A 25,270-nucleotide genomic window follows, 5' to 3' on the forward strand; every position below is an offset into this window, starting at 1 on the left:
ATTTTATGATCAGTGCATTCGATATGTTTAGCATTGGCATTGGGCCGTCGTCGTCCCATACCGTAGGCCCAATGCGCGCATCTCGGTTGTTTGTGCAAACCCTGCAAGAGCAAGGCACACTTGAGGATGTTACCGAGGTAAAAGTAGAGCTGTTTGGTTCCTTGGGTCAAACCGGTGTTGGCCATGGCTCAGGTAAAGCTGTTATTTTAGGGCTCGCCGGATACGACCCAGAGACGGTCGATGCCGACGCCGTGCCCGATATTTTGGCTAAAATCGAGCAAGAGCAGGTTATTTATCTCAATAAAACCCACCAGGCTAAGTTTCCAAAGCAAGGGGCGATTGTATTTCATCGCCGCAAGACCTTGCCCAAGCACTCTAATGCCATGGAGATTATTGCCTTTAAGGGTGATGAACGCATTGCCTCGCAAGTGTATTACTCTATTGGTGGCGGCTTTATCGTCAGCGACGAGGACTTTGATAAGGAAAAGCAGGCTGCGCTGGATATCCGTGAGCAAAATCCTGCCCCCTACCCGTTCGATAACGCACAGCAACTGCTAGAGCTTTGTAAGGAATCCGGCCTGAGCGTCTCAAGCCTAATGATGGCCAATGAGAAGACCTTGCGCGACGAAGCTGATATCAAAGATGAGTTATTTCATATTTGGCAGGTGATGAAAGCCTGTACTGAACGCGGTATGCGCACCGAAGGCATTCTTCCCGGTGGCCTAAAAGTTCGCCGTCGCGCACCCAGCTTATATTTAAAGTTAAATGTTGAGAACAATAACGACCCACTTAGAGCAATGGATTGGGTTGACCTATTCGCTCTTGCCGTGAACGAAGAAAACGCCGCTGGGGGTCGAGTAGTCACTGCCCCCACCAACGGCGCCGCAGGTATCCTGCCGGCAGTACTCATGTATTACCACACCTTTATCAAAGAGGTGGATCGCGATATCGCCACGCGCTATCTGCTGACCGCAGCAGCAATTGGTATCTTGTATAAAAAGAATGCTTCTATCTCCGGGGCCGAAGTGGGTTGTCAGGGCGAAGTGGGCGTGGCCTGTTCGATGGCTGCGGGCGCCTTAACGGAGATTATGGGTGGTAACGTAGTGCATGTAGAAAATGCCGCTGAAATCGGCATGGAGCATAACCTCGGTCTCACCTGCGACCCTGTGGGCGGCCTTGTGCAAGTGCCTTGCATAGAGCGCAACGCCATGGGTGCGATTAAAGCTATTAATGCCTCACGCCTAGCCATGCGCGGCAGCGGTGAGCAAAAGGTCTCCTTGGATAAAGTGATTAAAACCATGTGGGACACCGGCAATGATATGAAAACCAAATACAAAGAAACCGCTCGAGGCGGTCTGGCGGTAAACATCATTGAGTGTTAATCGCACAAAAGAAAGGCGCCAACAGGCGCCTTTTTAATATCGTGACACTGATCACTTAGCGCACTGGCAACTCGATGCTTTCAAACATCGCATCGACGTCATCTTGATTACGTAATAAGCAGGCTTTTTCAACCCGATCTTTGGTCAGGTGCGGCGCGAAACGCTCAATGAAGTCATACATGTAGCCACGCAAAAACGTTCCTTTACGGAAGCCGATTTTGGTCGTGCTTGCCTCAAATAAGTGGCTGGCATCAATGCACACTAAATCTTTATCGGTGATTTCATCAACTGCCATCGAGGCGACCACCCCGACACCCAAACCTAAACGTACATAGGTTTTTATAACGTCCGCATCAGTGGCGGTGAAGACTATATGAGGTTCTAACCCCTGAGCATTGAACGCTTTGTCTAGCTCTGAGCGACCCGTAAAGCCAAACACATAAGTGATCAGCGGAAACTCAGCAACATCAGCAATACTAAGGTTATCGGCTTTTTGCGCCAGCGGGTGAGTTTTCGCCACCACAATACTGCGATTCCAGTGATAGCAAGGCAACATCACTAAGTCGGAATACAAGTGTAAGGCTTCTGTTGCAATAGCAAAATCAGCATCTCCACGTGCCGCTGCATCAGAGATTTGCTGCGGCGTACCTTGATGCATATGCAATGAAACCGCCGGGTACTTTTTCATAAAACCTTGAATGACTTCCGGCAAAGCATAACGCGCTTGAGTGTGGGTGGTGGCAATATTAAGTTTACCTTGGTCTGGCAAGGTATGCTCATTGGCTACAGCCTTAATTCCCTCGACTTTGGAGAGAATCTCACGAGCAATATTGATAATGTCTTTACCGGCACTGGTTACGTGCGTCAGGTGCTTGCCACTGCGTCCAAAAATTTGCACCCCTAATTCGTCTTCCAACATACGTACTTGTTTGGAGATACCGGGCTGCGAAGTATAAAGACTCTCCGCTGTGGCGGATACATTGAGGTTGTGATTAAGCACCTCAACAATATACTTTAGCTGCTGTAGTTTCATGGTCGTTGTTACTTTCTATTATTATTTTACTTGCGATTGCACCAGGCGTTATACGCAGTGGCCTAGACCCTAATCTTCCTGGTGAATGGGAAGGCAAATCAACACCTTGAGCCCATCTTCTTATACATTTTAGCTATTGCGATTAGCTAGGCTAGCACATTTAATTATGTCTCGGTACTGTTGATTTATGTTCAAGGCTGCGATGTTCTCCTATACTCTTATTTTATTTAATGTTATTTCATGAATTTAACGTGTATTACTACCCCAACCTAGGTTCTTTCGGTTAAGATGGGTGGTAATTGGGCAACTCAATGAGTAAGAGAATCGGGGTATGATAGTCTCTATCATTATTATGTTAATTGTCGCGCTTATCGTTATTGCGGTTTGGGTAAGTGCAGTGCAACAGCATAAAGAAAAGCAAGAAGCTCAGCGCCGCCAAGAGCTCGCAAAGCAGAAAAAAATAATAGAAGAGACGGAAGAAGTGCTGGTCAACAGTGTCAATATCCCGTTATCTAATAATGTGATGATGATTCTTTATCGTCGAATTCACGATGCGCTTGCCGCCATGGTTGAGTTGTCACCCTCCTCGAAAGAGCTTAAATCTCGGCTTAATGATGCAAAAACTCGCTTAATCAGTGGCGTTGATGAGAGCGCCAATATGGGCGAGAACTTTGTTCTTCCCGATCATGACAAACAGCTTATTTCATTGATACAGGGAATAAAGAAGCTGCGTACCATCATGCGCTCTGAACACAGCAAGGGCAAAATCGATACCCCTGTGTTTATGCAAGAGGACAAAACCTTTGAGCGCCTGCAATTAAAGATAAATATTGAAAGCCAAATTAAGCGCGGCGTGGCTGCAAGAAACGCCAATATGGTTGGCTCGGCACGGCAGTATTTCGAAAAGGCGTATGCCACAATTACCGCCCTGAATTACAGCGACGACTATGTCACAAATAAGAAAAATCAGCTTGAGGATTATCTCAACGAGATCAGCTCTGAGTTGAAAGCCTCTAACGCCTCCGCCCGTAAAAAACGTGAAGAGGAAGAAAAAGACGATTTGGATGTGTTATTCGCGCCAAAGAAAAAGTGGTAACAGCGTAAATCAAGCTATAACAGATAGGCCGATATCAAACTTCGCCTATCTGCTGCCTGTACCGGGCCATGCAGGGTAAATACCTTACGTAAAATCTGCCCACTACCTTCAATCATTGAGCCATACATACCATCCAGCTGTGTGTGCGAACACCCAAACCAAACTCTCCATAATGCTGCGCCGGTACGCAGGGCTAGCCATGATCTGAGTGTGCTGAAGTACAACTACGAAGTGCGACGTCAAGGAGCGACAATTGACAATAGAGGCTGGTTTTTTGAAGCTCGTTGGCTCATACAAAAAATAAAGGCACAGCGTCATAGCTGTGCCTTTTTAGCTGTTATATATGACCTTGCTTACTAAGATAAAAACATGAACTTAAGCAAAAATAGTACTGTTAGAATCCACACACTCAAGCTAATCTCCGCCCCCTTATTACACACTAATTTCACCGCCGTATAGGCGATAAAGCCAAGGGCAATGCCGTGGGCAATGGAAAAAGTTAACGGCGTCATCAACAGCACCACGGCAACTGGAATCGCATCTGTCATATCATCCCAATCAACCAGCTTAAGGTTTTGCAGCATGAGCACCGAGACATACAAAATCGCACCCGCTGTTGCATAAGCTGGAACCATGGCTGCCAAAGGAGCAAAAAACATCATCAGTAGGAAGCAACAGCCCACCACCACAGCTGTTAAGCCTGTACGCCCACCCACTGACACACCGGATACCGACTCGATGTAGGAAGTGGTCGTAGAGGTGCCGAGCATAGAGCCTGCAATTGTCGCTGTACTATCGGCACTCAGTGCTCGACCCAAACGTGGCATGCGCCCTTGCTCATCGGCCAATCCCGCTTTTTGCGTTACCGCCACCAAGGTGCCTGAGGTGTCGAACAAATCCACAAACAAGAATGCGAAAATGACACTGAGCATGGATAACTCTAACGCCGAGGCAAAGTCTAATTGCATAAAGGTAGGAGCGATGGACGGTGGCGCTGAGATCACCCCTTGATATTCAACCAGCCCCAGAGATAACGCAATGCCTGTAACCAACATAATACTGATCAATACGCCGCTTTTGATATCACGATACAACAACGCCGCTATTACGAAAAAGCTCAGGATAGCGAGCAAAGGCCCACTGCTGGTAATATCACCCATCTGTACGAGCGTGGCTGGACTGGCAACAACAATACCCGCGTTTTTCAGTGCAATGAGCGCCAGAAAAGCGCCAATCCCCGTGGCGATAGCGCGCTTAAGTACCAGTGGAATGGCATTGATTATCCACTCTCTGACTTTAAATAGGCTCAACGCTAAAAAGATACACCCCGACATAAATACCGCCGCTAAAGCCGCCTGCCAGGTGTAACCCATACCTAATACTACGCCGTAGGTAAAAAATGCATTTAAGCCCATGCCTGGCGCTAATGCCAACGGATAATTCGCCCAAAAACCCATAATGAAGCAACCGATAGCAGCAGCAATACAGGTTGCGACAAATGCTGCCCCTTGGTCCATTCCCGCCTCTGCTAGCATTGCCGGGTTGACAAACACGATGTACACCATGGTGATAAAGGTCGTGAGTCCTGCGATAACCTCGCGCTTAACGGAGCTTCCATGCGATTTTATTTTGAACAGTCTTTCGAACATAGGAGTAAACAATGATACGTAAAATAGAAGCGGCGGATACTAGCATAAATGCGGACAAATGACCGCATGTTTACACAGCAATATTGGCACCGAAACACGGCTTTAGCTTCTTCGGTATCGCTAAGCGTTTAAAGCAACAAACAAGACGTTTAAAAAAGAAACAAAAAAAACTTGCACTGAATAACTGTATAAACTACTGTATACACATACTGTATAAAACACTGTATATGGTTCACAAAATCCACAGCGAGGCAATTATGTTACATACAGCAAGTGTTCGTCATGTTAAAAGCTATCAGCAAGATAACCCTAATGTGATCAATATCGTAAAAACTGAGGATGAGATCTCTGCAACATTTGAGATGCTTAAAATCGTTCATCGCTACAATCAAAATAATGGCTGGACGCTATTAGTCGCCCCTGACAATGTGCCTAGCCGTCACCTATTGGACGCTTGCTCTATCGACACGAATAAATTGCTGGTAATTCGGGCTAAACATGTTGTTGATATGGAGTACATGCTTAATTGTGCGCTGCAAAATGGCCGTTTTGCGGCGGTGATCACCTGGACGGACATTTTAAAACAGCAACAACTCGAAGCCTTACAACTTAATACCCACCAAGCTAAAGCACAGCTTTACTGTTTCACTACCGAGCATAACGCCAGCGAACAAACAACTGTGCCCTCGCAGTTACAAGTCTGCTAATATATTGGCGTGATTCCTTGTAGTTAGAAAATGCGATGTGCCATTGTGGATTGCCGCAGCCTTTTGCTGATTGCTGCGGCCGGTTTGTAAGTAGAGCTATTGATGCCCCCGACGCCCAGAGCCTCATGCGCTCTCGTTATAGTGCATTTTGTGAACAAGCTATTGATTACTTATGTTTTACCTGCTCAGAGAAAGCCCTAGAACAAAACCCCAGAGATGAAGTGGCTGAATTTGCCCAAGCTGCGCATTTTGTACGCTTACACATAATGGATTATGAGCCTGGCGATGCTTTGGCCTATGTTGAATTTAAGGCTTTTTACATCATTGCTGACACCCTTCACTGTATTCATGAACGCTCACAGTTCATTCAACGCCACCACCAATGGAAATACGACAGCGGACGGTTGTTTGAAGCCGCTGATGTAAAGCTTAAACGCAACGATCCCTGCCCATGCTTAAGTGGCAATAAATTCAAAAAATGCTGTATGCCTTGATGTGATGCCGCCGCCCGGTGGCAGCTTTAGGTATTCGCTTAATTAGTACAAGAAACCCTTGGCTCGCACCTGCTATTGCACCCTGATTAGCGCGCTCTGACTGGCCAAACGCCATTATGCGCAGGCCACTACGCGTGTGCTAAAGACGAGGACTTATTCATATCCACAAGTTGATCGTAAAAAGCTGCACTATCCATTTGCGGCTCGTTCAGTGGCTCATATTGGCGATGATGTTTTGCCTGTACGCTCGGATCGCAATTGTCAATTATAGGTAGTGGAACATAGGTTTTGTCGTCTCGCACTGCCAAAGGCTCGGGGGTTAGACACTCTTTTAATCGCAGAGTTGTCATTGAGCTTTGCGCCAATAATGCCCTGTCATGCTGAGCTCTATCTATGTGGTAATCCGGTAATGCCGTTGGTTTTGCAGGCGCAGCGCCCAACTGTAATCGCAACTGCTGCTCATCCACTTGGTGAGATTCTAGTTCCGATTTGGGAAGGTGAAACTGGGCAAAATCGAGTGCATCTGCTGATAATGATGCTAACAGCCAAGCAAAGTCTCCACGACGGGCCTCATGGACACTGCGACATAATTGCGAGTCCATTTGTAGTTCGTTACGAATGACGGGCTTAACTTGCATAAACTTTATTCAACCTGAATTACTTCTAAGCAGTTATCGGCCTTTTTTCAGCTTTCTTTAGTTTTTTTCTTTACTTGGACTCTGAGTTTGCTATTATCGCCGCCGTTGTTTAGGAGGGGTTCCCGAGCGGCCAAAGGGATCAGACTGTAAATCTGACGGCATTGCCTTCGCTGGTTCGAATCCAGCTCCCTCCACCACTTAACAACACACATCATTCTATCGGAGGGGTTCCCGAGCGGCCAAAGGGATCAGACTGTAAATCTGACGGCATTGCCTTCGCTGGTTCGAATCCAGCTCCCTCCACCACTTTCCTATCGTACAAAATCCAACAGATGTGCATTCTCTTTAAGCCATAATCGCGCTTGGTCGGTATGCTCGTAGTAGCCATTAACCAGTGCCCAAAATTGATGGCTGTGATCCATATGTACACGGTGCGCCAGCTCGTGAACAATGACATAGTCAATAACCCAATGCGGAGCTCCTGCCAACAAGGTATTAAAACATAACTCACCGCGCGAATCGCAACTGCCCCAACGACGCTTGTACACTTTAACACTAATGCCGTTAGCGGCGATATTCATCACCTTTTGCCACCGCATTATGCGGACCGATAAGTGATCAGATAATTCATCGTGCATCAGTGCCAATAGCTGTTGATTAAAATAGCGCTGGCGATGCTTCACTCGCTTACTGATTACGATGTTTATCGATTGGTTATCTGTCTGCTTAAGTGAGCTCTCGCTTACCTCTATTGCACGTAATTGACCGAAAAGCATAATGCGACGATGTAGCCAAGGGTTATACCTTGCCGCTTCAATATCAGATTGCTTATGTAATTGTTTGTTTATCCACGCCTGTTTGCTCTCAACGAAGTCTGCAATGAAATCACCACATGCCCCATAAGGCGCTTTCACACTCACTTGCTGATTTTTGACCACCAAAGCGAGCGTTCGTCGACGGCTGTAGTGCACATCATATTGCCTACTCATATTAAACCTTTGTTGTAATTACTTGAACTAAAAGGGTTTGCCAAACAATGTGCTAATATTAAGTACATCCTTTGCAGCGCTTACTAATATGATACCGTAATTACGCTCTTGGGTAAGCTTGCAGCGCACTCATAAATAACTAAACTCAGCCGTCGCTGCGCTGATAGAACAGTCAGTGTCATTGTAAGATACAGGGCGCTCTCACTTTTGTGCGCGACAGGTGTTTTTCACTGTGCTAGGCTGTGATTGCCACTTGGCATCCGTTGTTGGAGTATCGAAGTACTTTATGCTTTCTCAATTTTTTATCACCGACCCTGCTCCCGAATTGCTGGTCAATGGCAGCTATGATTGGGCCTTAGTGTTACTTTCGGTCACTGTTGCTATTTTTGCATCTTTCTTTGCGCTGCAATTAAGGGAATTTGCTCAACAACAACGCCACACCCCATTTTATCGCATGGCACTGCCAGCAAGTGCCGCCGCTTTTGCCGCTGGCGTGTGGAGCATGCACTTTATCGGAATGCTGGCATTTAGCCTATGCGTCAGCGTCGACTATGATTTCACAGTGACGGTGGTATCATTCATCCCTGTCTTTTTAGCCACTGCCTTAGGGTTCCATTTACTCAGTACGAGCGATCCATCTCGAGCCAAGCTTGCGCTCAGTGCCCTGCTGTTGGGCGCCGGCATAGGGGTTATGCATTACACGGGTATGGCCGCGATGCGCCTAGGGCCAATGCTAGGCTATGACCCACTTTGGTTTGTTGTCTCTGTATTAGTGGCGGTCATTCTCGCATGGCTCGGCCTGGCCGCTCATTTATATTTACAACCCACAGGGCGCAGCACTCTAGGGCAAACCGGTTATCGTATTCTCAGCGCCATTGTTATGGGCTGCGCAGTCTCTGGCATGCATTATACCGGGATGCAAGCGGCACGATTTGTGGCCCAATCCCCGGTGTACAGTGAGCTCACCGATAATAGCCATGTAACCGATCTCGCTCTGAGTATTGCTATTGTAAGCCTCTTGCTCAGTGGTCTCATTGCTTTATTGCACAGTGTGATGCGCTATCGCTTGGCCCTTCAGCAACAACTTATCACTCAATCACGCCTTGAAGCGGTCCTCAATACCGCCGTCGATGGCATTATTACCATTAGCGCGAAAGGCCAAGTACTGAGCTTCAACGCCGGAGCCGAACGTATACTCGGGTATCATCGCGATGAAGTGATTGGCGAAAACGTAAAAATGCTGATGCCACAAGAAATCGCCAATCAACATGATAATTACTTAAGTGCCTACCAAAGTACCGGCATTAAAAACATTATTGGTTCCGGACGTGAGGTCAACGCCGAACATAAAAATGGCGCGCTGATCCCCATTCGTTTGGGGGTTGGTGAAGTCGCTATTCCCGGACCAAAAGCGCATGTTTGTAGGTTTTATTACTGACTTGAGCGCGCAAAAGGCGATGCAAAATCAGCTTGCCCAACAAGAGCGTCATTATCGCACTTTGTTAACGAATATGCCCGGCGTGGCTTTTCGCTGCCGTTTAGATAAGCATTGGAGCATGCTCTACATTAGCCCCATCGTAAAACAATTAACCGGCTATGATGACCAGCAGTTTATCGACGGCAGTGTTAATTTTGACATGCTTATCTCTGCGCAGCATAGCAACTATGTGCGCGAGCAAATATACAGCGCACTTGCACAAGGAAAAAAACACTACTCTTTTGAATACCAAATACAGTGTCGCGATGGCAGCCGTAAATGGGTGATTGATAAGGGAACATTTGAGCATACCGAAGGAGAAGAGCTTTTCATTGCAGGTGTATTGGTCGATATCAGTGAGCGCCAACAAATGGAGCAAGAGCTTGTAAAAGCGAAAGAGAAAGCCGAAGCTGCGGCGGAGACAAAGCAAGCCTTTTTAGCCAACATGAGTCATGAAATACGCACGCCCATGAACTCCATCATTGGCTTCTCTGAAGTGCTGCTAGATAGCCCATTGAATAAACAGCAGCGTCAGCAACTCACCAACGTATTGCAATCTGCACGCTCTTTATTGCATTTACTCAATGATATTTTAGACTCCGCCAAGCTTGAGCAAGGTAAAGTGAGTATTGAGTCAGTGCCCTTTAACTTGCTGGCTCTCGTCGACTCTGTGGTCTCCAGCTTTTATCACAGTGCTGAACATAAGCAGCTCTCGGTTGCCCTGAATATGGATAGTAACCTCGGTGAGCACTATCGCGGCGATCCGCAGCGCTTACGCCAAGTATTAGTCAACTTAATCGGTAACGCAGTAAAATTTACCGAGCAAGGCAGTGTCACCATCAATGTTCGCGGCGATAATCAAGGTGTCTATTTTGAGGTGGTTGATACTGGCATTGGTATCGCCCCCGAGCGGGTGAGTGCTATTTTCAATCCTTTCGAGCAAGCAGACGACAGTACCACGCGGCGTTTTGGCGGCACCGGTCTAGGCACTACCATTAGCCGCCAGCTCGTACAACTTATGGGCGGGGATATAGGCGTCACCAGCACCTTGGGCCAAGGCAGTACATTTTACTTTACCCTGCCCCTAAAACAGGTGGCGGACGAGCACGTTAATGAGCAGAGCTCATTGACCCCACTTAGCGAAATGCCTAAATTGCGAATACTGGTGGCTGATGATGTACCGCAAAACCGCGAGCTACTGCAACTACGCCTAACTAAACTCGGTCATCAAGTAGAGGCAGCTGATGACGGCGAGCAAGCAGTGCAACTGGCCACAAGTAATAATTATGACATTGTGTTGATGGATATTCATATGCCCAAGTGTGATGGTCTCCAAGCAACCCGACAATTGCGTCAATATGAGCAGCACAACGAGGTTGCTACAACGCCCGTTATTGCTTTAACGGCCAGTGTCATGGGCAGTGACCGTGAAGCGGCTAAAGCCGCTGGAATGGACGGCTTTGCCAGCAAACCTGTGGTGCTGAGCGATTTACTAACGGAAATAGCCCGCGTTCTCGATATAGATTTGGCTGCACATGTATTCGCACAAACTAACGCCACCGCCCACGACAGCCAACAGCTGGTCAACGAAACCCAAGGAGCGGAGCTGTGGGGTTCAAAAGCGCATTACCTCAAGGAACTAAAGCACTTCTATAGGCAGCGCAATGAGCAACTGCGAACACTGAGTAAGTATGATCAGCTCAGCGCCGAACAGCTTGTTGACGTGCATACATTAAAAGGATTAGCCGGTAATCTAGCCCTGCCCAAATTAGCCGATACATTAAAGTCGATTGAACGACAAAAGCAGGTTCAAGACCCTCATCGGTTTGCCTTATTCAGCTGTATTGATGAGCTCTATCAATATCTGCAAAACCACACTGACACGCCTAGCAAAGCCGTGAGTAATCACCATAACGATGAGGACTTTAAGCAATTATTGCGGGAGGTTGCGCAGTTATGCGATAACTTTGAATATGATAGTGAACACAGTGAACAACTTATTGCGGCAACGCCACAACAATGGCATAAACAAGTAATGGATATCGCAAATCTCATTAACGAATTCGAATTTGCGGCGGCTAAGGCCGCTATTGAGCAATTACTTGAGCAACTGCAGAGTGTGCAACATGATTGAGACACAAAAGCCGACTCTCCTAGCTGTAGATGATGAGCCGACGAACCTTAAGGTTTTAAATCAAGTATTAGGAAACGACTATCGCCTTATATTTGCAAAATCAGGGCCTCAAGCTTTGGAATTAGCTCATAGCAAGCAACCCGCGCTCATTTTACTTGATGTTATGATGCCAGATATGTCTGGCTTTGAAGTATGTGAACTGTTAAAGCAACGGCCAAGTACGCAGCCGAGGGCACAGCCGTTGTTAATGTCTAACCAGGCATAATTATCGCCCACGTAATCGAGACCTTTTTGTAGGTCTTGCAGCGGCTTACCTCCCCAATCGCGGAAATAGAGTTGGTAAACGCTTGGCCATAGCCCACCGAGCCGTGAAAATCGATCATCACTACGCCATAGCCTTGCGCCGCCCAAAGCTGAGCATTCCAACGACTGTGGAACATATTGCCGAACGAGCCTTGCGGACCCCCATGGACTAAAAATGCCAGTGGATAGCGCTTGTTAGCATCGAACTGGGCCGGCTTAACAAGATAACCATATACCTGTTCATCGTTGGCACCACTGAAGCTAAACTGCTCTACGTCACCTAAAGTCACATCAGCCATTTTTTCTTTATTAACATCACTTAACTGCATTAAGCCGCTGCCATCGCGATTAATACGATAGAGCTCTTTCGGTGAATTCAGAGCATGGCGAGAAAACACGATTTGCTCGCCTACAACCTGCACGTCACCGACATAGCCATCGCTGAACACGCTACGGATATCGCCAAACCCGGTGCTGATTTCAAATAAGCTGGTCTGACCTAAATCTTTGGCGGTGGCATAAATAGCACGGCCATTGGCACCGAATTGGAAGCTGCTCACACTGCGATCCCACTGTGGTGCCAGTGCTTTGTTCTCACCAGTGCGCAAATCTAGCAACTGCAAAGTGAACTTGTCTGATTCAAAGCCTGGTTTTGTCGTCGCTTTATAGGCAAGGTAACGGCCGTCAGCGGAGAAACTGCGGCGCTGCATCCCAAGCTTTGTTTGCTTCGGTGAGGTTGCGAATAGAGCCGCCTTCGATAGCCACTTCAAATAAATCGAAGTTTGTGCTCCAAGCATTATCCGGGGCTTTAACCTTAGCGCTGAAAACCACCTTGGTGCCATCAGGGCTAATTGCCACTTCTTCCATGCCGGAAAAAGGCTTAGCAGGCACATCGGTTTGCCACTGTGGGGTGATGTCTTTAACGTCGGTGATCACTTTGTCAGCAAGTTTAGCACTAAATAGATGACGTACTTTATCGTCATTCCAGTGATCCCAATGCCGCACCATTAAACTGTCATAGACTTGGCCGTTATGGGCCGGTGGATTGGCATCGCGCTCGATAGTGCACGCCAAGGTATCACACTCGGGATACACATCTAAGCTCAGTACCACGGATTGGTTGTCAGAACTTAAGGTGTAACCCTCGATATCCATGGGTAAGTTGGTAACGGGGCGCGCTTCTCCGCCGCTAAGGGGCAGTCGCCACAGCTGATTGGAGCCCGAGGGATGATAAAAAGTAGATAGCTTGGCCGTCGCTAGAAAAGCGTACCGCTGTTTCACTGCTGCTGTCATAGGTTAACCGTGTCGCTTTCGCTAAATTGGCCGAGCCAGCATAACTGCTGCTCACTGCTGATAAGGGCTGCAGATATAAATCGCTGCCCTCGGGCGTTTTTACACCGTAAACAAGCTGCCTTCCATCACTGGATACCGCCACACTGTGCACTTTATTGAGCTGAGTTAGTTTTTCAACGCTGAGTACTTCAGCCTGGGCGCTCAGCGCTGAGCCGCCAAGCAACATCACACTGAGGATAGAATTTATTGTTGTCATTGTTTCACTCCATAAAAAAAGAGCGCCAAGGCGCCCTTCTTAACCGAACCGATGCATTACTTCAACGCACCATCCAATTCTTCAATTTTTGCTTTCCAAATTGCTGGACCTTGGGTGTGAGCATTTGCTCCTTCGCTGTCCACGGCCACAGTGACCGGCATATCTTCCACTTCAAATTCGTAGATAGCTTCCATACCTAAGTCCTCAAATGCCACCACGCGGGCCTTTTTAATCGCTTTGGCGACCAGGTAAGCGGCGCCGCCAACAGCCATTAAGTATACCGCCTTGTTGTCTTTTATTGAGGCAACTGTAGCTGGACCGCGTTCAGCCTTACCAATCATGCCAATAAGGCCGGTTTTCTCTAGCATCACGTCGGTGAATTTATCCATACGGGTCGAGGTAGTGGGTCCTGCGGGGCCGACGACTTCATCGCCCACCGCATCCACAGGGCCCACGTAGTAAATAAATTTATTGGTAAAGTCAACCCCCTCAGGCAAGCCTTCACCGCTTTCAATCATTCCTTGCAAACGCTTGTGGCCGCATCACGACCAGTCAGAATTTTACCGCTAAGCAGCACGGTTTCACCCATCTTCCAGTCTTGGATATCATCCTTGTTAAGGGTATCAAGATTAACGCGACGGGTGTCTTCGCCTACTTCCCAGGTCACTTCTGGCCAGTCTTCTAGTTTCGGCGGCTGCAAATCGGCGGGACCCGAGCCATCAAGAGTAAAGTGCACATGACGAGTCGCCGCACAGTTGGGGATCATCACCACAGGCTTTGACGCCGCATGAGTGGGCGCGGTCTTCACCTTTACGTCTACGACGGTGGTTAAACCACCGAGCCCCTGGGCACCAATACCGAGCTTGTTAGCTCGCTCAAAAATCTCCAAGCGCATTTTCTCTTCGGTCGTTTCAGCCCCTCGTTCGATCAGCTCATGAATATCCACAGGGTCCATCAACGACTCTTTGGCCAATACCGCTGCTTTTTCCGCAGTGCCGCCAATACCGATACCTAACATACCCGGTGGACACCAACCAGCGCCCATTGTTGGTAAGTTTTTTCTACCCACTCGGCAACATCATCGGAAGGGTTCAACATCACCATCTTGGTTTTGTTCTCAGAGCCGCCGCCTTTAGCCGCAATCATCACTTCTACTTCATTGCCTGGCACCATATCAATGTGCACCACGGACGGGGTGTTATCTTGGTATTTTTTCGACTGCCAGCAGGGTCGGCAACAATCGATGCACGCAACGGGTTATCTGGATTGGTGTAGGCACGACGCGTTCCCTCATCCACCATTTGCTGCACCGTCATGTCGGTTTGATCCCACCGCACATCCATACCAACTTTAACAAAACAAGTAACAATGCCGGTATCTTGGCACAGTGGGCGTTTGCCCTCGGCAGACATACGAGAATTAATAAGGATCTGCGCAATGGCGTCTTTGGCCGCCTTGCTTTGCTCTTTGTTATAGGCTTTTTCTAAAGCTTGAACAAAGTCTAGCGGTGATAAAAAGAAATATACTGCAGCGCATCGGCAATGCTGTCGATAAAATCTTGCTGGCGAATAGTGCTCATGATTAATCCTTCCTACTGGGTCACACCTTCAGTTAATACATAAGTCGGTGCGACGACTCGGTGACGTGTGCACGGTTAGACCGCGTCTTCTGATAAAGTGTAACTTATGATAACCTCCCTGCCCGTTTCGGGCTAGTTCTTCGAGTTGAAGATAATGACAAATTCGCAATTACATTGCCGTAAATTGGCGCTTTCATCCTCGCCGTGTGAGGTGTTTGCCCAATTACACCATCTCCAAGGGGCGGTTTTTCTTGACTCTGCTAGTGCAGCGCACGTCAATAGCCGCTTCGATATCTTAGTGATTGAGCCTGAAGCGACGCTCAGCGTCGAGCACAACAAGGTATACCTAGACGGCGTTGAGCTGCATCAGGAGGTGTTCGCCTATATGCAGCAACGCCTAGCTAGCCTGTGCACGCAATCCCCGGCGCATGACCTGCCTTTTAGTGGCGGCTGGCTTGGCTACTTTGGCTATGATTTAGGACGCACCCTCGAGCGCCTACCCAGCTTAGCGGCGGACGATATTGCCTTGGCGCAGATGCAACTGGGCCTTTATCTTGATGCCTTAATTTACGATAAAGCGGCCAGCCAATGGTATTATATTGCCCAGCCAACGGTGGATGTCGAAGCCCGTTTACAGCGTTACCTGCAGCCACCCGCCGCCGCAAACGCAGGTAAATTTGCCTTAACCAGTGACTGGGCCTCCAATATGAGCCAAGCGCAATATGCCGATAAATTTACAAAGATACAGGACTATTTGCGCAGCGGCGACTGCTATCAGATCAACCTGGCACAGCGCTTCAGTGCCACATATCAGGGCTGCGAATGGCAAGCCTATCGCCGTTTACGCAGCCACAACAGCGCCCCCTTTTCTGCTTTTATGCGTTTACCGCAAGGCTGCATTTTATCCATTTCGCCAGAGCGCTTTATCGAAGTGCACCACAATCAGGTCGAAAGCAAACCGATTAAAGGCACGCTGCCGCGCAGCAGTGACCCTAAAAAAGATCAAGCCTTGGCAGCACAGTTGGCAAGCTCCCCCAAAGACGCGCCGAGAACGTCATGATTGTCGATTTACTGCGTAATGACCTCGGCAAGGTTGCGAAACCGGGCTCGGTGCATGTGCCCTCACTTTTTGCCATAGAGAGCTTCCCCGCTGTCCATCATTTAGTCAGTACCGTGCAGTCGCAATTGGCTGAGGGCAAAACGGGCGCTCGACCAACTGAAGGCCGCATTCCCGGGTGGCTCTATTACCGGTGCCCCAAAAATCCGGGCGATGGAAATCATTGAAGAGCTCGAACCACATCGGCGCAGTGCCTATTGTGGTTCAATTGGCTACATTAGCGCCTGCGGTGATATGGACACCAGTATCACCATTCGTACCTTAGTGGCCAAAGACAATACCCTACATTGCTGGGCCGGTGGTGGCATTGTTGCCGACTCAGATGTTGCCTCTGAGTACCAAGAGACTTACGATAAGGTAAATAAAATCTTACCGGTATTGACGTGATAAAATCACCCCATGCGGCGCTCTCATGCGCTCAGGTTATTGCGCGGTTTAATCTCAGTGCCGCGCCCTCCAGCTTTGTTCCAATCCACCCAAAGCGCCGTAGCGCCGTGGTTATGCTGCTCTCAGAGTCTGAGCACGGAGCACAAGTGTTGCTGTGTAAACGCGGCGCCCATCTGCGCCATCATCCCAGCCAACTGTGCTTTCCAGGAGGAAAGCAAGAGCGCGAAGATAAGACGCTTGCCCACACCGCCCTACGAGAGCTGCACGAGGAGCTAAATATAGACAGCAAAGATGTCACCATCATCGGCCGTCTCGATGAGGTGAGCACCCTCAATGATATGAGTATTACGCCGTATCTAGCACAGCTACGCGCCGGTGCCCGTTGGCAAATTGATCAAAATGAGGTCGAAGCCGCATTTTTTGTGCCTCTGGCTGAACTATTGGCAACCCAAAACTGGCAGTCTCTGCGGGTCGAGCGGCAAAAAAAAACCTCCACTTTCGCGTTTTTAAAACCCCTTATGGTCTGCTGTGGGGAGCAACCGAGCGAATTATTGAGCGCTTTACGAAGCGCCTTTGGTCCGATCAGCTAAAATTAGTGTACAGAGGATTACATCCCTGGTGTTTAACGTTATGATGGGCGCCCGTTCAAAGGCAATGTGAGTATAGATTTTATGATCAGTGCATTCGATATGTTTAGCATTGCATTGGGCCGTCGTCGTCCCATACCGTAGGCCCAATGCGCGCATCTCGGTTGTTTGTGCAAACCCTGCAAGAGCAAGGCACACTTGAGGATGTTACCGAGGTAAAAGTAGAGCTGTTTGGTTCCTTGGGTCAAACCGGTGTTGGCCATGGCTCAGGTAAAGCTGTTATTTTAGGGCTCGCCGGATACGACCCAGAGACGGTCGATGCCGACGCCGTGCCCGATATTTTGGCTAAAATCGAGCAAGAGCAGGTTATTTATCTCAATAAAACCCACCAGGCTAAGTTTCCAAAGCAAGGGGCGATTGTATTTCATCGCCGCAAGACCTTGCCCAAGCACTCTAATGCCATGGAGATTATTGCCTTTAAGGGTGATGAACGCATTGCCTCGCAAGTGTATTACTCTATTGGTGGCGGCTTTATCGTCAGCGACGAGGACTTTGATAAGGAAAAGCAGGCTGCGCTGGATATCCGTGAGCAAAATCCTGCCCCCTACCCGTTCGATAACGCACAGCAACTGCTAGAGCTTTGTAAGGAATCCGGCCTGAGCGTCTCAAGCCTAATGATGGCCAATGAGAAGACCTTGCGCGACGAAGCTGATATCAAAGATGAGTTATTTCATATTTGGCAGGTGATGAAAGCCTGTACTGAACGCGGTATGCGCACCGAAGGCATTCTTCCCGGTGGCCTAAAAGTTCGCCGTCGCGCACCCAGCTTATATTTAAAGTTAAATGTTGAGAACAATAACGACCCACTTAGAGCAATGGATTGGGTTGACCTATTCGCTCTTGCCGTGAACGAAGAAAACGCCGCTGGGGGTCGAGTAGTCACTGCCCCCACCAACGGCGCCGCAGGTATCCTGCCGGCAGTACTCATGTATTACCACACCTTTATCAAAGAGGTGGATCGCGATATCGCCACGCGCTATCTGCTGACCGCAGCAGCAATTGGTATCTTGTATAAAAAGAATGCTTCTATCTCCGGGGCCGAAGTGGGTTGTCAGGGCGAAGTGGGCGTGGCCTGTTCGATGGCTGCGGGCGCCTTAACGGAGATTATGGGTGGTAACGTAGTGCATGTAGAAAATGCCGCTGAAATCGGCATGGAGCATAACCTCGGTCTCACCTGCGACCCTGTGGGCGGCCTTGTGCAAGTGCCTTGCATAGAGCGCAACGCCATGGGTGCGATTAAAGCTATTAATGCCTCACGCCTAGCCATGCGCGGCAGCGGTGAGCAAAAGGTCTCCTTGGATAAAGTGATTAAAACCATGTGGGACACCGGCAATGATATGAAAACCAAATACAAAGAACCGCTCGAGGCGGTCTGGCGGTAAACATCATTGAGTGTTAATCGCACAAAAGAAAGGCGCCAACAGGCGCCTTTTTAATATCGTGACACTGATCACTTAGCGCACTGGGCAACTCGATGCTTTCAAACATCGCATCGACGTCATCTTGATTACGTAATAAGCAGGCTTTTTCAACCCGATCTTTGGTCAGGTGCGGCGCGAAACGCTCAATGAAGTCATACATGTAGCCACGCAAAAACGTTCCTTTACGGAAGCCGATTTTGGTCGTGCTTGCCTCAAATAAGTGGCTGGCATCAATGCACACTAAATCTTTATCGGTGATTTCATCAACTGCCATCGAGGCGACCACCCGACACCCAAACCTAAACGTACATAGGTTTTTATAACGTCCGCATCAGTGGCGGTGAAGACTATATGAGGTTCTAACCCCTGAGCATTGAACGCTTTGTCTAGCTCTGAGCGACCCGTAAAGCCAAACACATAAGTGATCAGCGGAAACTCAGCAACATCAGCAATACTAAGGTTATCGGCTTTTTGCGCCAGCGGGTGAGTTTTCGCCACCACAATACTGCGATTCCAGTGATAGCAAGGCAACATCACTAAGTCGGAATACAAGTGTAAGGCTTCTGTTGCAATAGCAAAATCAGCATCTCCACGTGCCGCTGCATCAGAGATTTGCTGCGGCGTACCTTGATGCATATGCAATGAAACCGCCGGGTACTTTTTCATAAAACCTTGAATGACTTCCGGCAAAGCATAACGCGCTTGAGTGTGGGTGGTGGCAATATTAAGTTTACCTTGGTCTGGCAAGGTATGCTCATTGGCTACAGCCTTAATTCCCTCGACTTTGGAGAGAATCTCACGAGCAATATTGATAATGTCTTTACCGGCACTGGTTACGTGCGTCAGGTGCTTGCCACTGCGTCCAAAAATTTGCACCCCTAATTCGTCTTCCAACATACGTACTTGTTTGGAGATACCGGGCTGCGAAGTATAAAGACTCTCCGCTGTGGCGGATACATTGAGGTTGTGATTAAGCACTCAACAATATACTTTAGCTGCTGTAGTTTCATGGTCGTTGTTACTTTCTATTATTATTTTACTTGCGATTGCACCAGGCGTTATACGCAGTGGCCTAGACCCTAATCTTCCTGGTGAATGGGAAGGCAAATCAACACCTTGAGCCATCTTCTTATACATTTTAGCTATTGCGATTAGCTAGGCTAGCACATTTAATTATGTCTCGGTACTGGTTGATTTATGTTCAAGGCTGCGATGTTCTCCTATACTCTTATTTTATTTAATGTTATTTCATGAATTTAACGTGTATTACTACCCCAACCTAGGTTCTTTCGGTTAAGATGGGTGGTAATTGGGCAACTCAATGAGTAAGAGATCGGGGTATGATAGTCTCTATCATTATTATGTTATTGTCGCGCTTATCGTTATTGCGGTTTGGGTAAGTGCAGTGCAACAGCATAAAGAAAAGCAAGAAGCTCAGCGCCGCCAAGAGCTCGCAAAGCAGAAAAAAATAATAGAAGAGACGGAAGAAGTGCTGGTCAACAGTGTCAATATCCCGTTATCTAATAATGTGATGATGATTCTTTATCGTCGAATTCACGATGCGCTTGCCGCCATGGTTGAGTTGTCACCCTCCTCGAAAGAGCTTAAATCTCGGCTTAATGATGCAAAAACTCGCTTAATCAGTGGCGTTGATGAGAGCGCCAATATGGGCGAGAACTTTGTTCTTCCCGATCATGACAAACAGCTTATTTCATTGATACAGGGAATAAAGAAGCTGCGTACCATCATGCGCTCTGAACACAGCAAGGGCAAAATCGATACCCCTGTGTTTATGCAAGAGGACAAAACCTTTGAGCGCCTGCAATTAAAGATAAATATTGAAAGCCAAATTAAGCGCGGCGTGGCTGCAAGAAACGCCAATATGGTTGGCTCGGCACGGCAGTATTTCGAAAAGGCGTATGCCACAATTACCGCCCTGAATTACAGCGACGACTATGTCACAAATAAGAAAAATCAGCTTGAGGATTATCTCAACGAGATCAGCTCTGAGTTGAAAGCCTCTAACGCCTCCGCCCGTAAAAAACGTGAAGAGGAAGAAAAAGACGATTTGGATGTGTTATTCGCGCCAAAGAAAAAGTGGTAACAGCGTAAATCAAGCTATAACAGATAGGCCGATATCAAACTTCGCCTATCTGCTGCCTGTACCGGGCCATGCAGGGTAAATACCTTACGTAAAATCTGCCCACTACCTTCAATCATTGAGCCATACATACCATCCAGCTGTGTGTGCGAACACCCAAACCAAACTCTCCATAATGCTGCGCCGGTACGCAGGGCTAGCCATGATCTGAGTGTGCTGAAGTACAACTACGAAGTGCGACGTCAAGGAGCGACAATTGACAATAGAGGCTGGTTTTTTTGAAGCTCGTTGGCTCATACAAAAAATAAAGGCACAGCGTCATAGCTGTGCCTTTTTAGCTGTTATATATGACCTTGCTTACTAAGATAAAAACATGAACTTAAGCAAAAATAGTACTGTTAGAATCCACACACTCAAGCTAATCTCCGCCCCCTTATTACACACTAATTTCACCGCCGTATAGGCGATAAAGCCAAGGGCAATGCCGTGGGCAATGGAAAAAGTTAACGGCGTCATCAACAGCACCACGGCAACTGGAATCGCATCTGTCATATCATCCCAATCAACCAGCTTAAGGTTTTGCAGCATGAGCACCGAGACATACAAAATCGCACCCGCTGTTGCATAAGCTGGAACCATGGCTGCCAAAGGAGCAAAAAACATCATCAGTAGGAAGCAACAGCCACCACCACAGCTGTTAAGCCTGTACGCCCACCCACTGACACACCGGATACCGACTCGATGTAGGAAGTGGTCGTAGAGGTGCCGAGCATAGAGCCTGCAATTGTCGCTGTACTATCGGCACTCAGTGCTCGACCCAAACGTGGCATGCGCCCTTGCTCATCGGCCAATCCCGCTTTTTGCGTTACCGCCACCAAGGTGCCTGAGGTGTCGAACAAATCCACAAACAAGAATGCGAAAATGACACTGAGCATGGATAACTCTAACGCCGAGGCAAAGTCTAATTGCATAAAGGTAGGAGCGATGGACGGTGGCGCTGAGATCACCCCTTGATATTCAACCAGCCCCAGAGATAACGCAATGCCTGTAACCAACATAATACTGATCAATACGCCGCTTTTGATATCACGATACAACAACGCCGCTATTACGAAAAAGCTCAGGATAGCGAGCAAAGGCCCACTGCTGGTAATATCACCCATCTGTACGAGCGTGGCTGGACTGGCAACAACAATACCCGCGTTTTTCAGTGCAATGAGCGCCAGAAAAGCGCCAATCCCCGTGGCGATAGCGCGCTTAAGTACCAGTGGAATGGCATTGATTATCCACTCTCTGACTTTAAATAGGCTCAACGCTAAAAAGATACACCCCGACATAAATACCGCCGCTAAAGCCGCCTGCCAGGTGTAACCCATACCTAATACTACGCCGTAGGTAAAAAATGCATTTAAGCCCATGCCTGGCGCTAATGCCAACGGATAATTCGCCCAAAAACCCATAATGAAGCAACCGATAGCAGCAGCAATACAGGTTGCGACAAATGCTGCCCCTTGGTCCATTCCCGCCTCTGCTAGCATTGCCGGGTTGACAAACACGATGTACACCATGGTGATAAAGGTCGTGAGTCCTGCGATAACCTCGCGCTTAACGGAGCTTCCATGCGATTTTATTTTGAACAGTCTTTCGAACATAGGAGTAAACAATGATACGTAAAATAGAAGCGGCGGATACTAGCATAAATGCGGACAAATGACCGCATGTTTACACAGCAATATTGGCACCGAAACACGGCTTTAGCTTCTTCGGTATCGCTAAGCGTTTAAAGCAACAAACAAGACGTTTAAAAAAGAAACAAAAAAAACTTGCACTGAATAACTGTATAAACTACTGTATACACATACTGTATAAAACACTGTATATGGTTCACAAAATCCACAGCGAGGCAATTATGTTACATACAGCAAGTGTTCGTCATGTTAAAAGCTATCAGCAAGATAACCCTAATGTGATCAATATCGTAAAAACTGAGGATGAGATCTCTGCAACATTTGAGATGCTTAAAATCGTTCATCGCTACAATCAAAATAATGGCTGGACGCTATTAGTCGCCCCTGACAATGTGCCTAGCCGTCACCTATTGGACGCTTGCTCTATCGACACGAATAAATTGCTGGTAATTCGGGCTAAACATGTTGTTGATATGGAGTACATGCTTAATTGTGCGCTGCAAAATGGCCGTTTTGCGGCGGTGATCACCTGGACGGACATTTTAAAACAGCAACAACTCGAAGCCTTACAACTTAATACCCACCAAGCTAAAGCACAGCTTTACTGTTTCACTACCGAGCATAACGCCAGCGAACAAACAACTGTGCCCTCGCAGTTACAAGTCTGCTAATATATTGGCGTGATTCCTTGTAGTTAGAAAATGCGATGTGCCATTGTGGATTGCCGCAGCCTTTTGCTGATTGCTGCGGCCGGTTTGTAAGTAGAGCTATTGATGCCCCCGACGCCCAGAGCCTCATGCGCTCTCGTTATAGTGCATTTTGTGAACAAGCTATTGATTACTTATGTTTTACCTGCTCAGAGAAAGCCCTAGAACAAAACCCCAGAGATGAAGTGGCTGAATTTGCCCAAGCTGCGCATTTTGTACGCTTACACATAATGGATTATGAGCCTGGCGATGCTTTGGCCTATGTTGAATTTAAGGCTTTTTACATCATTGCTGACACCCTTCACTGTATTCATGAACGCTCACAGTTCATTCAACGCCACCACCAATGGAAATACGACAGCGGACGGTTGTTTGAAGCCGCTGATGTAAAGCTTAAACGCAACGATCCCTGCCCATGCTTAAGTGGCAATAAATTCAAAAAATGCTGTATGCCTTGATGTGATGCCGCCGCCCGGTGGCAGCTTTAGGTATTCGCTTAATTAGTACAAGAAACCCTTGGCTCGCACCTGCTATTGCACCCTGATTAGCGCGCTCTGACTGGCCAAACGCCATTATGCGCAGGCCACTACGCGTGTGCTAAAGACGAGGACTTATTCATATCCACAAGTTGATCGTAAAAAGCTGCACTATCCATTTGCGGCTCGTTCAGTGGCTCATATTGGCGATGATGTTTTGCCTGTACGCTCGGATCGCAATTGTCAATTATAGGTAGTGGAACATAGGTTTTGTCGTCTCGCACTGCCAAAGGCTCGGGGGTTAGACACTCTTTTAATCGCAGAGTTGTCATTGAGCTTTGCGCCAATAATGCCCTGTCATGCTGAGCTCTATCTATGTGGTAATCCGGTAATGCCGTTGGTTTTGCAGGCGCAGCGCCCAACTGTAATCGCAACTGCTGCTCATCCACTTGGTGAGATTCTAGTTCCGATTTGGGAAGGTGAAACTGGGCAAAATCGAGTGCATCTGCTGATAATGATGCTAACAGCCAAGCAAAGTCTCCACGACGGGCCTCATGGACACTGCGACATAATTGCGAGTCCATTTGTAGTTCGTTACGAATGACGGGCTTAACTTGCATAAACTTTATTCAACCTGAATTACTTCTAAGCAGTTATCGGCCTTTTTTCAGCTTTCTTTAGTTTTTTTCTTTACTTGGACTCTGAGTTTGCTATTATCGCCGCCGTTGTTTAGGAGGGGTTCCCGAGCGGCCAAAGGGATCAGACTGTAAATCTGACGGCATTGCCTTCGCTGGTTCGAATCCAGCTCCCTCCACCACTTAACAACACACATCATTCTATCGGAGGGGTTCCCGAGCGGCCAAAGGGATCAGACTGTAAATCTGACGGCATTGCCTTCGCTGGTTCGAATCCAGCTCCCTCCACCACTTTCCTATCGTACAAAATCCAACAGATGTGCATTCTCTTTAAGCCATAATCGCGCTTGGTCGGTATGCTCGTAGTAGCCATTAACCAGTGCCCAAAATTGATGGCTGTGATCCATATGTACACGGTGCGCCAGCTCGTGAACAATGACATAGTCAATAACCCAATGCGGAGCTCCTGCCAACAAGGTATTAAAACATAACTCACCGCGCGAATCGCAACTGCCCCAACGACGCTTGTACACTTTAACACTAATGCCGTTAGCGGCGATATTCATCACCTTTTGCCACCGCATTATGCGGACCGATAAGTGATCAGATAATTCATCGTGCATCAGTGCCAATAGCTGTTGATTAAAATAGCGCTGGCGATGCTTCACTCGCTTACTGATTACGATGTTTATCGATTGGTTATCTGTCTGCTTAAGTGAGCTCTCGCTTACCTCTATTGCACGTAATTGACCGAAAAGCATAATGCGACGATGTAGCCAAGGGTTATACCTTGCCGCTTCAATATCAGATTGCTTATGTAATTGTTTGTTTATCCACGCCTGTTTGCTCTCAACGAAGTCTGCAATGAAATCACCACATGCCCCATAAGGCGCTTTCACACTCACTTGCTGATTTTTGACCACCAAAGCGAGCGTTCGTCGACGGCTGTAGTGCACATCATATTGCCTACTCATATTAAACCTTTGTTGTAATTACTTGAACTAAAAGGGTTTGCCAAACAATGTGCTAATATTAAGTACATCCTTTGCAGCGCTTACTAA

18 protein-coding genes, 4 tRNA genes and 7 pseudogenes are annotated in these 25,270 nt (G+C 47.8%); 17 read left to right on the forward strand and 12 right to left on the reverse strand.

Annotated elements, in window-relative coordinates:
- Positions 1-5: 5 nt before the first annotated feature.
- Positions 6-1,382, forward strand: a complete 1,377-nt coding sequence (locus PRUTH_RS07085) for an L-serine ammonia-lyase (protein ID WP_022944049.1) — start codon at positions 6-8, stop codon at positions 1,380-1,382.
- Between the two features lie 55 nt (positions 1,383-1,437).
- On the opposite strand, the gene cysB (PRUTH_RS07090) is transcribed toward PRUTH_RS07085, so the two are convergent.
- Positions 1,438-2,415 carry an HTH-type transcriptional regulator CysB gene (cysB, locus tag PRUTH_RS07090; RefSeq protein WP_022944048.1) on the reverse strand — a complete coding sequence of 326 codons (978 nt, stop codon included), beginning with the start codon at positions 2,413-2,415 and terminating at the stop codon, positions 1,438-1,440.
- Between the two features lie 331 nt (positions 2,416-2,746).
- Here cysB (PRUTH_RS07090) and PRUTH_RS07095 point away from each other — a divergent pair, with 331 nt between their 5' ends.
- Entirely contained in the window at positions 2,747-3,511 is a 765-nt protein-coding gene (locus PRUTH_RS07095) for a hypothetical protein (RefSeq protein WP_151172934.1), read from the forward strand.
- Between the two features lie 356 nt (positions 3,512-3,867).
- Here the strand turns inward: PRUTH_RS07095 and PRUTH_RS07100 are convergent, their stop codons facing one another.
- Positions 3,868-5,160 (reverse strand): NCS2 family permease, encoded by a 1,293-nt coding sequence (locus PRUTH_RS07100; protein ID WP_138548919.1) that lies wholly within the window; start codon positions 5,158-5,160, stop codon positions 3,868-3,870.
- Positions 5,161-5,417: 257 nt separating this feature from the next.
- Between PRUTH_RS07100 and PRUTH_RS07105 the strand changes: the two genes are divergently transcribed.
- Both PRUTH_RS07105 and PRUTH_RS07110 read left to right on the forward strand, forming a co-directional pair.
- Positions 5,418-5,867 carry a SulA-like leucine-rich domain-containing protein gene (locus tag PRUTH_RS07105; protein ID WP_026110985.1) on the forward strand — a complete coding sequence of 150 codons (450 nt, stop codon included), beginning with the start codon at positions 5,418-5,420 and terminating at the stop codon, positions 5,865-5,867.
- A 125-nt stretch (positions 5,868-5,992) separates the two neighbouring features.
- A complete protein-coding gene (locus tag PRUTH_RS07110) occupies positions 5,993-6,361 on the forward strand; it encodes a YchJ family metal-binding protein (protein WP_170268908.1) in 369 nt (122 codons plus the stop codon).
- A gap of 128 nt (positions 6,362-6,489) precedes the next feature.
- Here PRUTH_RS07110 and PRUTH_RS07115 read toward each other — a convergent pair whose 3' ends face one another.
- The gene (locus tag PRUTH_RS07115) at positions 6,490-6,999 is read right to left on the reverse strand and encodes a VC2046/SO_2500 family protein (protein WP_151172936.1); all 510 of its coding nucleotides are present in this window, start codon (positions 6,997-6,999) and stop codon (positions 6,490-6,492) included.
- A 112-nt stretch (positions 7,000-7,111) separates the two neighbouring features.
- On the opposite strand from PRUTH_RS07115, the gene PRUTH_RS07120 reads away from it, so the two are divergent.
- Positions 7,112-7,196: transfer RNA gene (locus PRUTH_RS07120), tRNA-Tyr, on the forward strand.
- Between the two features lie 24 nt (positions 7,197-7,220).
- Positions 7,221-7,305: transfer RNA gene (locus PRUTH_RS07125), tRNA-Tyr, on the forward strand.
- A 5-nt stretch (positions 7,306-7,310) separates the two neighbouring features.
- Here PRUTH_RS07125 and PRUTH_RS07130 read toward each other — a convergent pair.
- Positions 7,311-7,988 carry a M48 family metallopeptidase gene (locus PRUTH_RS07130; RefSeq protein ID WP_151172937.1) on the reverse strand — a complete coding sequence of 226 codons (678 nt, stop codon included), beginning with the start codon at positions 7,986-7,988 and terminating at the stop codon, positions 7,311-7,313.
- A 286-nt stretch (positions 7,989-8,274) separates the two neighbouring features.
- Here PRUTH_RS07130 and PRUTH_RS19295 point away from each other — a divergent pair, with 286 nt between their 5' ends.
- From PRUTH_RS19295 to PRUTH_RS07140, 3 genes and pseudogenes are all read left to right on the forward strand, one after another.
- Positions 8,275-9,426, forward strand: coding sequence for an MHYT domain-containing protein (locus PRUTH_RS19295; protein ID WP_257221060.1), 1,152 nt, complete (start codon positions 8,275-8,277; stop codon positions 9,424-9,426).
- A complete protein-coding gene (locus PRUTH_RS07135) occupies positions 9,404-11,599 on the forward strand; it encodes a PAS domain-containing hybrid sensor histidine kinase/response regulator (RefSeq protein WP_257221061.1) in 2,196 nt (731 codons plus the stop codon). The genes PRUTH_RS19295 and PRUTH_RS07135 overlap by 23 nt, the downstream gene beginning before the upstream one ends.
- Positions 11,592-11,825: pseudogene (locus PRUTH_RS07140) on the forward strand (response regulator); the annotation flags it as partial. The gene PRUTH_RS07135 and the pseudogene PRUTH_RS07140, both read left to right, overlap by 8 nt.
- A 25-nt stretch (positions 11,826-11,850) precedes the next feature.
- Here the strand turns inward: PRUTH_RS07140 and PRUTH_RS07145 are convergent.
- The 4 genes and pseudogenes from PRUTH_RS07145 to PRUTH_RS07155 form a co-directional block, all read right to left on the reverse strand.
- Complete coding sequence (locus PRUTH_RS07145) at positions 11,851-12,612, reverse strand: S9 family peptidase (protein WP_170268912.1); 762 nt, start codon at positions 12,610-12,612, stop codon at positions 11,851-11,853.
- Positions 12,587-13,057, reverse strand: a complete 471-nt coding sequence (locus PRUTH_RS19120) for a hypothetical protein (protein ID WP_170268914.1) — start codon at positions 13,055-13,057, stop codon at positions 12,587-12,589. Before PRUTH_RS19120 ends, PRUTH_RS07145 begins: the two co-directional genes overlap by 26 nt.
- Positions 13,058-13,091: 34 nt before the next feature.
- Positions 13,092-13,451 (reverse strand): TolB-like translocation protein, encoded by a 360-nt coding sequence (locus tag PRUTH_RS07150; RefSeq protein ID WP_151172940.1) that lies wholly within the window; start codon positions 13,449-13,451, stop codon positions 13,092-13,094.
- A gap of 56 nt (positions 13,452-13,507) precedes the next feature.
- Positions 13,508-15,030, reverse strand: a pseudogene (locus tag PRUTH_RS07155) (fumarate hydratase).
- A gap of 154 nt (positions 15,031-15,184) precedes the next feature.
- Here PRUTH_RS07155 and pabB point away from each other — a divergent pair.
- The 3 genes and pseudogenes from pabB (at position 15,185) to PRUTH_RS07170 (ending at position 18,580) form a co-directional block, all read left to right on the forward strand.
- Positions 15,185-16,534, forward strand: a pseudogene (pabB, locus tag PRUTH_RS07160) (aminodeoxychorismate synthase component I).
- The gene (locus tag PRUTH_RS07165; RefSeq protein ID WP_151172941.1) at positions 16,531-17,124 is read left to right on the forward strand and encodes an NUDIX hydrolase; all 594 of its coding nucleotides are present in this window, start codon (positions 16,531-16,533) and stop codon (positions 17,122-17,124) included. Before pabB ends, PRUTH_RS07165 begins: the two are co-directional and overlap by 4 nt.
- 81 nt (positions 17,125-17,205) lie before the next feature.
- Positions 17,206-18,580: pseudogene (locus tag PRUTH_RS07170) on the forward strand (L-serine ammonia-lyase).
- Between the two features lie 65 nt (positions 18,581-18,645).
- On the opposite strand, the pseudogene cysB (PRUTH_RS07175) reads toward PRUTH_RS07170, so the two are convergent.
- Positions 18,646-19,612, reverse strand: a pseudogene (cysB, locus tag PRUTH_RS07175) (HTH-type transcriptional regulator CysB); the annotation flags it as partial.
- Positions 19,613-19,942: 330 nt separating this feature from the next.
- On the opposite strand from cysB (PRUTH_RS07175), the pseudogene PRUTH_RS07180 reads away from it, so the two are divergent.
- Positions 19,943-20,706 (forward strand): annotated as a pseudogene (locus tag PRUTH_RS07180) (hypothetical protein).
- 357 nt (positions 20,707-21,063) lie between these two features.
- On the opposite strand, the pseudogene PRUTH_RS07185 reads toward PRUTH_RS07180, so the two are convergent.
- Positions 21,064-22,355 (reverse strand): annotated as a pseudogene (locus PRUTH_RS07185) (NCS2 family permease).
- Between the two features lie 257 nt (positions 22,356-22,612).
- On the opposite strand from PRUTH_RS07185, the gene PRUTH_RS07190 reads away from it, so the two are divergent.
- The gene (locus PRUTH_RS07190) at positions 22,613-23,062 is read left to right on the forward strand and encodes a SulA-like leucine-rich domain-containing protein (RefSeq protein ID WP_026110985.1); all 450 of its coding nucleotides are present in this window, start codon (positions 22,613-22,615) and stop codon (positions 23,060-23,062) included.
- Positions 23,063-23,187: 125 nt separating this feature from the next.
- Positions 23,188-23,556 (forward strand): YchJ family metal-binding protein, encoded by a 369-nt coding sequence (locus PRUTH_RS07195; RefSeq protein WP_170268908.1) that lies wholly within the window; start codon positions 23,188-23,190, stop codon positions 23,554-23,556.
- A gap of 128 nt (positions 23,557-23,684) precedes the next feature.
- Here the strand turns inward: PRUTH_RS07195 and PRUTH_RS07200 are convergent, their stop codons facing one another.
- Complete coding sequence (locus PRUTH_RS07200; RefSeq protein WP_151172936.1) at positions 23,685-24,194, reverse strand: VC2046/SO_2500 family protein; 510 nt, start codon at positions 24,192-24,194, stop codon at positions 23,685-23,687.
- Between the two features lie 112 nt (positions 24,195-24,306).
- Here PRUTH_RS07200 and PRUTH_RS07205 point away from each other — a divergent pair.
- Positions 24,307-24,391: transfer RNA gene (locus PRUTH_RS07205), tRNA-Tyr, on the forward strand.
- Positions 24,392-24,415: 24 nt separating this feature from the next.
- Positions 24,416-24,500, forward strand: a tRNA-Tyr gene (locus PRUTH_RS07210).
- A 5-nt stretch (positions 24,501-24,505) separates the two neighbouring features.
- Here the strand turns inward: PRUTH_RS07210 and PRUTH_RS07215 are convergent.
- Positions 24,506-25,183 (reverse strand): M48 family metallopeptidase, encoded by a 678-nt coding sequence (locus tag PRUTH_RS07215; RefSeq protein WP_151172937.1) that lies wholly within the window; start codon positions 25,181-25,183, stop codon positions 24,506-24,508.
- Positions 25,184-25,270: the final 87 nt, after the last annotated feature.

Source organism: Pseudoalteromonas ruthenica, assembly GCF_008808095.1.
GTDB lineage: Bacteria > Pseudomonadota > Gammaproteobacteria > Enterobacterales > Alteromonadaceae > Pseudoalteromonas > Pseudoalteromonas ruthenica.

Coding starts and splice junctions, on each gene's coding strand:
- PRUTH_RS07085 (WP_022944049.1), top strand. CDS start 6: ATGATCAGTGCATTCGATATGTTTAGCATTGGCATTGGGCCGTCGTCG.
- cysB (WP_022944048.1), bottom strand. CDS start 2,415: ATGAAACTACAGCAGCTAAAGTATATTGTTGAGGTGCTTAATCACAAC.
- PRUTH_RS07095 (WP_151172934.1), top strand. CDS start 2,747: ATGATAGTCTCTATCATTATTATGTTAATTGTCGCGCTTATCGTTATT.
- PRUTH_RS07100 (WP_138548919.1), bottom strand. CDS start 5,160: ATGTTCGAAAGACTGTTCAAAATAAAATCGCATGGAAGCTCCGTTAAG.
- PRUTH_RS07105 (WP_026110985.1), top strand. CDS start 5,418: ATGTTACATACAGCAAGTGTTCGTCATGTTAAAAGCTATCAGCAAGAT.
- PRUTH_RS07110 (WP_170268908.1), top strand. CDS start 5,993: ATGCGCTCTCGTTATAGTGCATTTTGTGAACAAGCTATTGATTACTTA.
- PRUTH_RS07115 (WP_151172936.1), bottom strand. CDS start 6,999: ATGCAAGTTAAGCCCGTCATTCGTAACGAACTACAAATGGACTCGCAA.
- PRUTH_RS07130 (WP_151172937.1), bottom strand. CDS start 7,988: ATGAGTAGGCAATATGATGTGCACTACAGCCGTCGACGAACGCTCGCT.
- PRUTH_RS19295 (WP_257221060.1), top strand. CDS start 8,275: ATGCTTTCTCAATTTTTTATCACCGACCCTGCTCCCGAATTGCTGGTC.
- PRUTH_RS07135 (WP_257221061.1), top strand. CDS start 9,404: ATGTTTGTAGGTTTTATTACTGACTTGAGCGCGCAAAAGGCGATGCAA.
- PRUTH_RS07145 (WP_170268912.1), bottom strand. CDS start 12,612: ATGCAGCGCCGCAGTTTCTCCGCTGACGGCCGTTACCTTGCCTATAAA.
- PRUTH_RS19120 (WP_170268914.1), bottom strand. CDS start 13,057: ATGGATATCGAGGGTTACACCTTAAGTTCTGACAACCAATCCGTGGTA.
- PRUTH_RS07150 (WP_151172940.1), bottom strand. CDS start 13,451: ATGACAACAATAAATTCTATCCTCAGTGTGATGTTGCTTGGCGGCTCA.
- PRUTH_RS07190 (WP_026110985.1), top strand. CDS start 22,613: ATGTTACATACAGCAAGTGTTCGTCATGTTAAAAGCTATCAGCAAGAT.
- PRUTH_RS07195 (WP_170268908.1), top strand. CDS start 23,188: ATGCGCTCTCGTTATAGTGCATTTTGTGAACAAGCTATTGATTACTTA.
- PRUTH_RS07200 (WP_151172936.1), bottom strand. CDS start 24,194: ATGCAAGTTAAGCCCGTCATTCGTAACGAACTACAAATGGACTCGCAA.
- PRUTH_RS07215 (WP_151172937.1), bottom strand. CDS start 25,183: ATGAGTAGGCAATATGATGTGCACTACAGCCGTCGACGAACGCTCGCT.